Genomic DNA, 10,851 nt, shown 5'->3' on the forward strand with positions numbered 1-10,851 from the left:
GGTCGTACGGCCCGGAAAGTACCTCAGCCTAGGCTCGAGAAGTGACCATCCCGTATGACCAGCCATTGCGTGAGCGGATTCGGAACAACCTGGCCGGCCACCACCGCCGCGCGGTGACCGATCCGACGAAGCGGCATGCGGCCGTCGCGGTGGTGCTGGTGGATTCGGAGGTGGGGGAGGACCGGGTCGATCCGGTGTCGGTGGAGGAGTGGAACGACGGGCGCGAGATGGCCGCGGCACATTTGGACGGCCGCATGGTCGATGTGTCCGGCGGCGCCGCTTTCTTGCTGTGCCGCAGGGCATCTCGGCTCAGCTCGCATGCGGCGCAGTGGGCGCTGCCCGGCGGCCGCGTCGATCCGGGCGAGACGGCAGTCGACGCGGCGCTGCGGGAATTGCGGGAGGAGGTCGGCATCGCGCTATCCGGGTCGACGGTGCTGGGGTTGCTCGACGACTACCCGACCCGGTCCGGGTATGTGATCACCCCGGTGGTGCTCTGGGGAGGGGGGCGGCTCGAGCTTCGGCCCGCACCCGACGAGGTCGTGGCCGTGTACCGGGTGGGGCTGCACCAACTCCAACGCGACGACTCGCCGCGATTCATCACCATCCCGGAGAGCCCGCGGCCGGTCGTGCAGATCCCGTTGGGAAATGACCTCATCCACGCCCCGACCGGCGCTGTGCTGCTGCAATTGCGTTGGCTGGGCCTGGAAGGGCGCGCCGACCCGGTGGATGAGTTGGAACAGCCGGTGTTCGCCTGGAAGTAGCTATCGCCCAACGCCTCCCGCGGGGCAACGGGGCTCATCGTTGGCCGGGCGGTCCGAACAGCGAGGCCGCCAATTCGATCAGCGATGCGCCCGAGACATCCCAGCCGCCCGAGGGCGTGGGGTCTAATGGCAGGCCCGGCCCGTATTCGTCTGGCCGGGCGACGAGACCGGTGGCCAGCCCGCTGGTCTGGGCGGCCTCGAGGTCGGAGGGGTGTGCCGCCACCAGCATCACTTCACCGGGGTCCAGCCCCAGCAACTGCGCGGGTGTCCGGTACGCACGCGGGTCGGGCTTGAAGGCCTTGCTGACATCGGAACCGAGGACCACGTCCCACGGCAGGCCGGCGTATTTCGCCATCTCCACAAGCAGTCCGGTGTTGCCATTGGACAGTGGCCCGACGATGACATGCCGCTTCATGGCCTCGATGCCCTCGACGCTGTCCGGCCACGGTGGCAGCCAGCGCCACGACCGGGCCAGGTCGTTCACCTCCCCGCCGGGCAGTGCCTCCGCGGCGACGCCGAACTTTTCGAACGATGCGAGCAGGTTCTCTCGATGCAAGACATCGAGCGACACGAATTCCCGACGGCCCGAACGGACTTCGGCCATCGAGGGAAGGTAGCGGCCGCGCCACTCCAGCGCAAACGCGCCCGCGTCGAGGCTGAGGTGGTGGCGGTGCGCGAACTGCCCGACCGAGGCCGCGATCCCGGAGTGCCAATCGACGACCGTTCCGAAGGTGTCGAACAGAACGGCACGCACCGCGCGGCCGGTCGAGGGCGAGCGGTATGCGGTCATTTCCTCAGGCTAGCGCCGCGCGCGGCGGCGCGGTCGGGCGGCGACACGTAATCTCGCCGTTGAGGATTGCAATTTCACCGAGAGGGCGTGGCAATGCCGGCTTCCGACGTACGCCGCTACGTGATCGTTGGTGCCGGCGCCATCGGCGGCACCCTGGGTGGGTTGCTGGCGCGCGCCGGAACTCCCGCGGTCCTGGTCGCCCGGGGCCGGCATGCCGAGGCGCTCGCGTCCGACGGTTTGACGCTGAAGACGCCCGACGGCACGTTCCGCACACCGGTCTCGGTCGCGTCGCGGCCGGAGCAGGTGCGGCTGACCGAGCACGACATGCTGGTCTTCACGACGAAAACGCAGCAACTCGACGCGGCCCTGCAGGAGTGGGTGGACCGGCCGGTGCAGGGCACGAACGGCACCGCGGGCGAACTGCTCCCCGCGATGACCGCGCTCAATGGTGTTGCCGCCGAGGAGAAAGCGCTTCGCTACTTCGCGCGGGTGTTCGGCATCTGCGTGTGGTTGCCGGCCGTACACCTGGAACCCGGCGAGGTGATCGTGCGGTCATGGCCGGTCGCCGGCCAGTTCCACCTCGCCCGCTGGCCCGCGGAGGTCACCACCGCAGCCGATGCCGACCTGATGACCGGCCTCGCCGAGACGTGGAGCGCGGCGGGCATCCGCACCCGCGTCGCGCCCGACGTCGCGCCCTGGAAATACAACAAGCTACTGAGCAACCTGGGAAACGGGGTCGGGGCGTTGACCGCCGGAGCGAGCGATGCCGGCGAGATCCTGGCCGCGTTGCGCGCCGAGGGTGAAGCCGTGTTGCGTTATGCGGGAATCGAATTCGTCTCCTTCGAGACGTCGAAAGCGGTGCGTGCCGATGGGCCGGCCATCCGCCCAATTCCCGGGTGGGACAACGGGTCGAGCAACTCCACCTGGCAGTCGTTCACCCGCAACACCGGCAACGCGGAGACCGACTTCTTCAACGGCGAGATCGCCCGGATCGCACACCGCCATGGCATAACGGCGCCGCTGAATGCCGCGGTTGCGCGCGAGGTCCGCCTCGCGGTGCGCGAGGGTGCGGGACCGGGGCGCTACACGGCGGCGCAGCTGGCGCAGGTGTTGGGAATCGACGCCGGGCCCGCATCGCGGGCGTGATCGGGCCACAATGCACCGGGCCGACGCACGGCGTAGCATATCGTTAGCCGTGCGAACGAAAGTTCGGTGGCTCATTCGATGATGGGATTGGAGGCTGCTGTGGCCCGAAGTGCCGGCGACACCTGGGATATCGTCACGAGTGTCGGCTTCACCGCGTTGGCCGTTTGCGCGGCGCGCGCCCTCGACGCGGCGCTGCGGCCGCCGCTGGCGAACGATGACTTCGCCGCGGGTTTCGTCGCGGCCGCCGGTGAACCGAATTTGATTGCGGCGGTCGACAGTGCGGACATGAGTAGCTCCGCGGCGTTCAACGCGCAGTGGGTGGGGGTGCGTACGCGGTTCTTCGATGAGTTCTTCGCTGCCGCCGGCCGATCCGGAACGCGCCAGGCGGTGATCCTGGCGGCGGGACTGGATTCTCGGGCGTACCGGCTGGAATGGCCCGCCGGACATACGCTCTTCGAAGTCGACCAACCGCGAGTGCTCGAATTCAAGCAGCAGGTCCTCGACCGCCAGGGTGCCACACCGTCGACGCGGCGCGTCACCGTCGCCACCGACTTACGGGACGACTGGGCGGGCGAGCTGATCGCGGCGGGGTTCGACCCCGGCCGGCCGACGGCATGGGCGCTCGAGGGCTTGCTGCCGTATCTGCCTGGGGCAGCCCAAGATGCGCTGTTCGACAAGTTGCACGACTTGTCGGCTGTCGGAAGCCACCTGGCCGCCGAGCTCGGACCGACTCCCGGTGAGGTGCAGGAATTCGCCGACAACGTCCCCACCATCAGCCAAGACGCCGACCAGCCGCCGGTCGCCGAGCTGTGGTACGACGATCCGCGCACGGACACCAAAGACTTTCTGGCCCAGCGCGGTTGGCGGGTCACCGGCGTCGATTTGGTCGACAAGGCGGCCACCGTGTATGGCCGGCCCTTCCGGGAGCTGCCCGTGGTCTTCGACCGGTTGCTGCGCACCAAATTCTTCACCGCGGTCCGAGCAGGCTGACCGACAGACGGTCGCTGCGGCTGTCATGTGACGGACGCTCGTTGTTCGTCCTGTGGACACCAAGCGGCGGACTGGCTCTGCGAACCTTGACCAACGCATCGGGACAGACGTGTCTCGGCGCCTCGGGAAAGGGCCGCCATGACAGAACACTTGCGCGCTTACAACAGTCTGTGGCAGGTCCGCAGCGACTCGTGGTGCCGGCTGGAGGAGGCCGCCGACCGGCTGACCCGCCCGACCACTATCGGAGAGCTCAAGGACAAATGGGCGAGTGCTTGCCAGGAGCTACTAGCACGCCTGAGCACCCTCGAGCCGTACTGGGCATATCCCGGCGCGCCCCAATTCGCGCGCATTCAAAGGCTTTTCGCTGCGGGTAGCTATGACAAGTTCGCGCAGGCGGTGGGGCAGATCAACCGGGCACTGACCACGGAGTCCTACCGCTCGGGAGACGTGGACAACGCCGGTGCCGACGAGCTGGACATGTTCCCTTCCGACCCGCGGCAGCTCCTCGAGCATCAACCCGCGACACAGCGCGACCGGCCGTATTTCGAAGTGCTCGTCGTGGAGAAGATGACCGAGGAGCAGGAGCGGGTGCTGCGAAACGAGGTTCGTAAATGGCGACGGCCCGACGACGAATTCGTCTACGAGCTCGTGGTGGTGTCCAGCGGGGACGAGGCCCTGATTGCGGCACGGCTGAACGTCAACCTGCAGGCGGTGGTGATCCGCAGGCGCTTTTCCCACCAGTCGACGCGGGACCTCTCGGCGCTGTCAGAATTCGTTGACACCGCAGTGTCGGATGAGTTGAACGATCACCAGTCGCCCGAGGAGCGCGCACAGATCCTAGCGCTCTCGCTGGCGGAATTGCGGCCCGAGCTGGACCTCTATCTGATGACCGAGATCGAGGTGGAAGACATCGCCGGGCGGCTGGGCCAGTACTTCCGCCGGGTGTTCCACGCCCGCGAAGGCATGCTCGAGCTGCACCTGTCCATCCTGCAAGGCGTGGCCTCGCGCTACCGGACACCGTTTTTCAGCGCCCTCAAGCAGTACAGCCATCGGCCGACGGGGGTCTTTCACGCGCTTCCGATTTCGCAGGGCAAGTCGATCGTCAACTCCCACTGGATCAAGGACATGGTGGGCTTCTACGGGCTGGACGTGTTCATGGCCGAGACGTCGGCGACGTGCGGCGGTCTTGACTCGTTGCTCGAGCCGACGGGCCCCCTGCGCGAGGCGCAGCAGCTCGCGTCGCAAGCCTACGGTTCGCGCCACACGTACTTCGTCACCAATGGGACGTCCACGGCGAACAAGATTGTCACCCAGGCGTTGGTGGCACCGGGCGACATCGTGCTGCTCGACCGCAACTGCCATCAGTCGCATCACTACGGGATGATGCTGGCCGGAGCGAATGTCGTGTATCTGGACGCGTATCCGCTCAACGAGTACTCGATGTACGGCGCGGTCCCGCTGCGGGAGATCAAATCGAAGCTGTTGGCGCTGCGTCGCGCCGGCAAGCTCGACCGGGTCAAGATGATGTCGCTGACCAACTGCACCTTCGACGGGGTCGTCTACGACGTAGTGCGCGTCATGCAGGAGTGCCTCGCCATCAAGCCCGATCTGGTCTTCTTGTGGGACGAGGCGTGGTTCGCCTTCGCGCGGTTCCACCCCGTCTACCGGACCCGTACGGCCATGGCATCCGCGCGGGCGTTGCGCGAGCGGCTCCGGGATCCCGAGTATATAAGCCGCTACGAGGAGCAGCTGGTCGCCGAGTCCGCCGACCTGACCTCCGACGACGACCTTCTGAACCGTCGGCTGCACCCGGATCCCGCCCGGGCCCGGGTACGGGTGTATGCCACCCAGTCGACGCACAAGACGCTCACCGCGCTGCGGCAGGGATCTATGATCCACGTCTTCGATCAGGATTTCGACCAGAAGGTCGCCGAGCCGTTCCACGAGGCCTACATGGCGCACACGTCGACGTCTCCCAACTATCAGATACTCGCATCGCTGGATCTCGGTCGCCGGCAGGTTGCGTTGGAAGGCGTCGAGCTGGTGCAGCGGCAGATCGAAAACGCCATGCAGCTGCGCGATGCCATCGACAACCATCCCCTGCTGAGCAAGTACATGCGTTGCCTGCGCACATCGGACCTGATCCCGGAGGAGTACCGGCCATCGGCTATCGCCCAGCCGCTGCGCTCCGGCCTGCGCAACATGATGGCGGCGTGGGATCAAGACGAGTTCGTGCTCGATCCGTCCCGGATCACGTTGTTCATCGGACTCACCGGCTATGACGGCGACACCTTCAAGCGTCAGCAGCTGATGGACCGCTATGGAATCCAGATCAACAAGACCTCGCGCAACAGCGTGTTGTTCATGACCAATATCGGCACCACCCGCAGCTCGGTTGCGTTCCTGGTGGAAGTGTTGGTGAACATCGCCCGCGAGCTGGATCAGAACATTTCCGAGATGAGTCTCGGAGAACGCGAACACTTCGAGCGCGCGGTCTTCCGACTGACCGAAATGTCTTTGCCGTTACCGGATTTCAGTGGATTCCATCCCGCGTTTCGGGATCACAGCGGAACCGAGCCGACGCCCGAGGGAGATGTGCGCCGCGGGTTCTACCTGTCCTACGACGACACCAACTGCGAATACCTCACCGGTGAGCAGGTCGTGGAAAAACTGGATGCGGGCGTCGACGTGGTGTCGGCGACCTACGTGACGCCATACCCGCCGGGATTTCCGGTCCTGGTGCCCGGGCAGGTGTTCAGCCGGGAGATCCTGCAATTCATGCGCGATCTCGACACCCCGGAGATCCATGGTTATCTACCGGATTTCGGCTACCGCGTTTACACCGAGAAGGCCATCGAAATGGTCAGCCAATCCGCCGGCCTGGTGTCCAACGGCCACCGCTTGGCGGAAACCGTATCCGCTCCCGTGAAGGCGACGAAGAAAAAGTCGGCGAAGCGCGACGGCCCCGACCGAGGCGGCAACCTCCCCGAGGTCGGCCACGACGAACTGCTGGGCCGACAGCAACCCGGCGACGGACTGACCGCAAGCGTCGCGCCAAGCGGAAACGGTGTGCCCGAGGTGGGAGCGGACGCACTCACCGGCGGGTAGCGGTCCGGCGCCGCGACCGCCCGGTGCGCGCAGCCCCGGCCGACAGGCGACCCTCGATGATGGGCAGCACCTGCTTGGCCCAGCGAATGTTCTCCTCTTCGAACGCTATTCCGCGCATCAGCGTCAAGTAAGGGCCGATTCGGTCGGCCTGGGTAAAGTATTCCTTCTCGTCTCGCCCGTCGAGTATGCGCGCCCGCAGTCGTTCGTAGCGTTGCAATTTGGCGGTCGACCATTGCAAGCGTTCGAGGACGAACGCGTGGACGGCTTGCGTGTCGCCGGCATCGGCGGCCTGGAGCTTGACCATCAGTTCATCGCGGATGACCGACGGCTTCGGCGCCCTCGCCGTGAACTGCCGGATCGCGTCACGCCCGGCGTCGGTCAACGAGAACATGCGCTTGTTGGGCCGGCGTTCTTGCTGCACGATCCGGGCCTGGATGAGACCCTGCTCGGCGAGCCGGTCGAGTTCGCGATACAGCTGTTGCGGAGTGGCCGGCCAGAAGTTCGCGACCGAGGCGTCGAAGTCTTTCGCCAGGTCGTATCCGGACGATTCGCCCTCGAGGAGGGCGGCCAACACCGCGTCACGCAGCGACATCGGTCGATGCTACAACGGTGCGACTATTCAACAAAGTGATTAATCGCACTCTGGACATCCGGCCTCCTGCGCCCTAGCGTCGAATCCACTTACTCAACTAGTTGACTACGCGAGGTCGCTAATGCACCCGTTCCGCAAGGCCGTCCAAGAGCGCGACGAGAAGGGCATCCAGGCGATGCTGGCCGACACCGTGGTCTTCACCAGCCCGGTGGCGTTCAAGCCCTACGTCGGCAAGCCGATCACCGCCGCCATCCTGCGCGGCGTGTTGCGAATCTTCGAGGACTTCCGCTACATCCGCGAAATCCACGACCCGAGCGGGCGCGATCACGCCTTCGTGTTCGAGACCGGGATAGCCGGGGCACCGGGGGTGAAGATCACCGGTTGCGATTTCCTGCACTTCAACGACGACGGCCTCATCGACGACTTCATGGTGATGGTGCGGCCCCTGTCGGGCGCAACGGCGCTGTCCGAGGCGATGGGCGCCCAGTTTGATCGCATCCAACGGGAGGCGCTCGAATTGGCCAATCAATCCGGTACCGCGTAGAAGTAATGACCATGCGGATTGGACTGAGCATCAATTATGCGGGTGGGTTCAAGGACGTCGCCGCCGAAGTGGCCGACCTGGAACGCGCCGGACTGGACATTGTCTTTGTCCCCGAGGCGTATTCGTTCGACGCCGTGAGCGCGCTGGGCTACCTGGCCGCGAGCACCGAACGCGTCGGGTTGGCCTCGGGCATCCTGCAGCTCTACACCCGGACGCCCACCCTGACCGCGATGACCGCGGCCGGCCTGGACTACGTCTCCGACGGCCGGTTCATCCTCGGCCTGGGCGCGTCTGGCCCGCAGGTCATCGAGGGCTTCCATGGAGTTCCCTACGACGCACCGATCAGCCGGACGCGTGAGGTCATCGAGATCTGCCGTCAGGTGTGGCGGCGCGAGACCCTGCAACACCAGGGCAAGCACTACACGATCCCGCTGCCCGCCGACCAGGGCACCGGGCTGGGTAAACCGCTCAAGCTCATCAATCAGCCCGTCCGCGAACGCATTCCGGTTCTGGTGGCCGCGCTGGGGCCCAAGAATGTCGAACTGGCGGCCGAGATCGCCGAGGGCTGGCAACCGATCTTCTATCTGCCCGAAAAGGCGCAGGACGTGTGGGGGGACGCTCTGGCGGCCGGCCGCGCCAAGCGCGACCCCGGCCTGGGAGAGCTCGACATCTATGCCGGCCCCGTGCTGGCCATCGGCGAAAACGTGGAGCCGCTAAGGGAATTCGTCAAACCGCACCTGGCGCTGTACATCGGTGGGATGGGCGCCAAGGGCAAGAATTTCTACCACACCCTGGCCACGAAGTACGGCTACGGCCCCGAGGCCGACCGGATTCAAGAGCTCTACCTCGCCGGTGACAAAGACGGCGCCGCCAAGGTCGTGCCCGACGATCTGGTGCGAGACGTCAACCTGATCGGAAGCCGCGAATTCGTCAAGGAGCGCCTGGCCGCCTACCGAGAGGCGGGGGTGACCACCCTCAACGTGGCGCCCATCGCGTCTACGACCGCTGAGCGGATCAAGCTGATCGAGACGCTGCGCCAATTGGTTTGATCGCCACCGCTGAGCCCGGCCGATCAGTGCTGCCGGTGACTATCCCGTCGTAACCGCACCCCTCGGGCGACCGCCGCCGCCGAGGCCAGCACCGCCATCACCGACAGGATCACCATCGAGGCCACCGACCCGACGGTGGCCAGGACCAGCGGCAGCGCGAAGCCGAAGTAGGTGACGACGTAGAAGACCCCGGTCAGCGCGCCGCGCAGGTGCGGCGGCGCGGCGGCCTCCAGGTCGATCAAACCCTCACGCAGGCACAGCCCCGACGCGCAGCCGAGGACAAGCAACAGCGGCAGGCCCAGGGCCGGGGTCAGTGCGGGCGGCGCCAGCGCGGCTGTCGCGTAGCCGAGCGCGGCCAGCACCGCACCCGCCGTACCGGCCTGCGGACCCCACCGCAGCACGCGGGCCAGTATCTGGACGACGCCGCTGACACCATTGACGATCAGGGTGGCGGTGCCCGCCGCCATCGGCGCCGCAAGCGCGGTGTGCAACCGGGTGGGGATGGTGACGAAACCCAGTGTCGCCGAGGCGTATACCCACGGCGCGAGCGGCATTGCCCAACTCAGGGCCCGGCTAAATCCGTTGACCTCCGGTGCCGCCCGAGGCGAGTCGTCGTGCGTCGCAGTCGGAGTCGCGGTCGCGTCGGTGCGCCGGGCCGCGCCGGCGACGGCCAACGTTGCCAGCACGACGATGGCGGCGGCGACACCGAACGACACCCGGATGCCGGATCGTCCGGCCAACACGATGAACCCCCCGGCGAAGGGTCCGAGGGCGAAGCCGGCCGTCAGCACCGCTCCGGCGGTCGCGGCGCCCGCCGGGCCTCTCAGATCCGAGGCCCATGCGGTGCACGAGCTGATGGCCAGGCCCACACCGATCCCGACGATCAGGCGACCCAGCAGCAAAGCGCCGGTGTGCTGGGACAGCAGCATCACCGCCGTCCCCAGCAGGGCGGCCGACGAACCCGCCAGCGCCACGGACCGGCGCCCGAGCGCGTCCGACGCGCGTCCGCCGACGAGCAACCCGGGCAGCAGCCCCAGCGCGTAGATGCCGAAGATCCCGTCGAGCGTTGCCGTGCCGAGGTGCTCGGTGTCGCTGATCACCGGCATCAACCCGACGAAGTGGTTGGCGACCCACCCGGTGGCCAGCAGCAGCGCCAACACGCTGACGAACAGCGCCGGGGTCCCCGCCGGCCCGCGTGTCGACCCGGCACTGCCGATGCGCACATTCGACGAGGTCACGGACCTGCTCCCCTCCCAAAGCCGAAGTGCGTGCGCGGCCGACCGACGGTGGTAGAACGCGACGTCACAGGGCCAGTTATTCCCGCTCGACGCGATCACACCGCTTCAGGCACCCCGGCGTCATCCGAATTTCACCGTTTGATGCGCGCCTGCAAACACGGTGGAGCCCGGTTCGGGCGTCACTTCGGGTTTGAAATCAGGCGATTTGGTGTACTGATACCACTACTCGCACCCAGGAAGGCAAATGATGAAGTACATTGCGGCAGCCACGATCGCGGTCTCCGTCTTGCTGTCCAGCGCGTGTTCGGCCTCACAGGTCATCAACACCGGCGGCGACACCAAGTGCAAGGATTTCACCACGCAGGACGAGAAGAAGCAGAACGACGAAGTCAGCAAGATGCTGAAAGACAAGAGCGGTACCGACCCGACGAATGTGGAGATTTCCGCGACGCGGCTCTCGGCGATGACCTACTGCCAGACGCTCGGCAAGCCCGACACCAAGATCTCCGAGGCGCCACACGGCTGACGGCGACTGCCGACCACGACAGCCGGTTCCCGCTCGGGAGCCGGCTGTCTGCGTCCCGCACGCGTCGGGGACCGCTCCTGCGATGGCGCACTTCGGGTCAAGGCGAT

At 66.6% G+C, this 10,851-nt stretch carries 10 protein-coding genes; 7 read left to right on the forward strand and 3 right to left on the reverse strand.

Features of this window, described 5'->3' with window-relative positions; genetic code table 11:
* Positions 1–41: 41 nt before the first annotated feature.
* Positions 42–761 (forward strand): NUDIX hydrolase, encoded by a 720-nt coding sequence (locus ACYQ8K_RS11220; RefSeq protein ID WP_459968840.1) that lies wholly within the window; start codon positions 42–44, stop codon positions 759–761.
* Between the two features lie 34 nt (positions 762–795).
* Here the strand turns inward: ACYQ8K_RS11220 and ACYQ8K_RS11225 are convergent, their stop codons facing one another.
* On the reverse strand, positions 796–1,551 hold the full coding sequence (locus tag ACYQ8K_RS11225; RefSeq protein WP_459968842.1) for a haloacid dehalogenase type II: 756 nt from the start codon (positions 1,549–1,551) through the stop codon (positions 796–798).
* Between the two features lie 93 nt (positions 1,552–1,644).
* On the opposite strand from ACYQ8K_RS11225, the gene ACYQ8K_RS11230 reads away from it, so the two are divergent.
* The 3 genes from ACYQ8K_RS11230 to ACYQ8K_RS11240 all read left to right on the forward strand — a co-directional run bounded on the left by ACYQ8K_RS11230 (position 1,645) and on the right by ACYQ8K_RS11240 (position 6,795).
* Positions 1,645–2,697, forward strand: coding sequence for a ketopantoate reductase family protein (locus ACYQ8K_RS11230; RefSeq protein WP_459968844.1), 1,053 nt, complete (start codon positions 1,645–1,647; stop codon positions 2,695–2,697).
* A gap of 99 nt (positions 2,698–2,796) precedes the next feature.
* Positions 2,797–3,687 carry an SAM-dependent methyltransferase gene (locus ACYQ8K_RS11235; RefSeq protein ID WP_459968846.1) on the forward strand — a complete coding sequence of 297 codons (891 nt, stop codon included), beginning with the start codon at positions 2,797–2,799 and terminating at the stop codon, positions 3,685–3,687.
* 138 nt (positions 3,688–3,825) lie between these two features.
* Positions 3,826–6,795: an aminotransferase class I/II-fold pyridoxal phosphate-dependent enzyme gene (locus tag ACYQ8K_RS11240; protein WP_459968847.1), complete on the forward strand. Its 2,970-nt coding sequence runs from the start codon at positions 3,826–3,828 to the stop codon at positions 6,793–6,795.
* Here ACYQ8K_RS11240 and ACYQ8K_RS11245 read toward each other — a convergent pair.
* The gene (locus tag ACYQ8K_RS11245; RefSeq protein WP_459968849.1) at positions 6,782–7,387 is read right to left on the reverse strand and encodes a PadR family transcriptional regulator; all 606 of its coding nucleotides are present in this window, start codon (positions 7,385–7,387) and stop codon (positions 6,782–6,784) included. The genes ACYQ8K_RS11240 and ACYQ8K_RS11245 overlap by 14 nt on opposite strands.
* Positions 7,388–7,508: 121 nt before the next feature.
* Here ACYQ8K_RS11245 and ACYQ8K_RS11250 point away from each other — a divergent pair, with 121 nt between their 5' ends.
* Together ACYQ8K_RS11250 and ACYQ8K_RS11255 are read left to right on the forward strand one after the other, a co-directional pair.
* Entirely contained in the window at positions 7,509–7,931 is a 423-nt protein-coding gene (locus ACYQ8K_RS11250; protein ID WP_459968851.1) for a nuclear transport factor 2 family protein, read from the forward strand.
* 11 nt (positions 7,932–7,942) lie between these two features.
* Entirely contained in the window at positions 7,943–8,980 is a 1,038-nt protein-coding gene (locus tag ACYQ8K_RS11255; protein WP_459968853.1) for an LLM class F420-dependent oxidoreductase, read from the forward strand.
* A 23-nt stretch (positions 8,981–9,003) separates the two neighbouring features.
* Here ACYQ8K_RS11255 and ACYQ8K_RS11260 read toward each other — a convergent pair whose 3' ends face one another.
* Positions 9,004–10,218, reverse strand: a complete 1,215-nt coding sequence (locus tag ACYQ8K_RS11260) for an MFS transporter (RefSeq protein ID WP_459968855.1) — start codon at positions 10,216–10,218, stop codon at positions 9,004–9,006.
* A gap of 244 nt (positions 10,219–10,462) precedes the next feature.
* On the opposite strand from ACYQ8K_RS11260, the gene ACYQ8K_RS11265 reads away from it, so the two are divergent.
* On the forward strand, positions 10,463–10,744 hold the full coding sequence (locus tag ACYQ8K_RS11265; RefSeq protein ID WP_065029583.1) for a hypothetical protein: 282 nt from the start codon (positions 10,463–10,465) through the stop codon (positions 10,742–10,744).
* Positions 10,745–10,851: the final 107 nt, after the last annotated feature.

The organism is Mycobacterium sp. MUNTM1 (assembly GCF_054660795.1).

What these genes read in the sequence shown, in the direction of transcription:
- ACYQ8K_RS11225 (WP_459968842.1), bottom strand. Translation starts at nt 1,551, where the DNA reads ATGACCGCATACCGCTCGCCCTCGACCGGCCGCGCGGTGCGTGCCGTT.
- ACYQ8K_RS11230 (WP_459968844.1), top strand. Translation starts at nt 1,645, where the DNA reads ATGCCGGCTTCCGACGTACGCCGCTACGTGATCGTTGGTGCCGGCGCC.
- ACYQ8K_RS11240 (WP_459968847.1), top strand. Translation starts at nt 3,826, where the DNA reads ATGACAGAACACTTGCGCGCTTACAACAGTCTGTGGCAGGTCCGCAGC.
- ACYQ8K_RS11245 (WP_459968849.1), bottom strand. Translation starts at nt 7,387, where the DNA reads ATGTCGCTGCGTGACGCGGTGTTGGCCGCCCTCCTCGAGGGCGAATCG.
- ACYQ8K_RS11250 (WP_459968851.1), top strand. Translation starts at nt 7,509, where the DNA reads ATGCACCCGTTCCGCAAGGCCGTCCAAGAGCGCGACGAGAAGGGCATC.
- ACYQ8K_RS11255 (WP_459968853.1), top strand. Translation starts at nt 7,943, where the DNA reads ATGCGGATTGGACTGAGCATCAATTATGCGGGTGGGTTCAAGGACGTC.
- ACYQ8K_RS11265 (WP_065029583.1), top strand. Translation starts at nt 10,463, where the DNA reads ATGATGAAGTACATTGCGGCAGCCACGATCGCGGTCTCCGTCTTGCTG.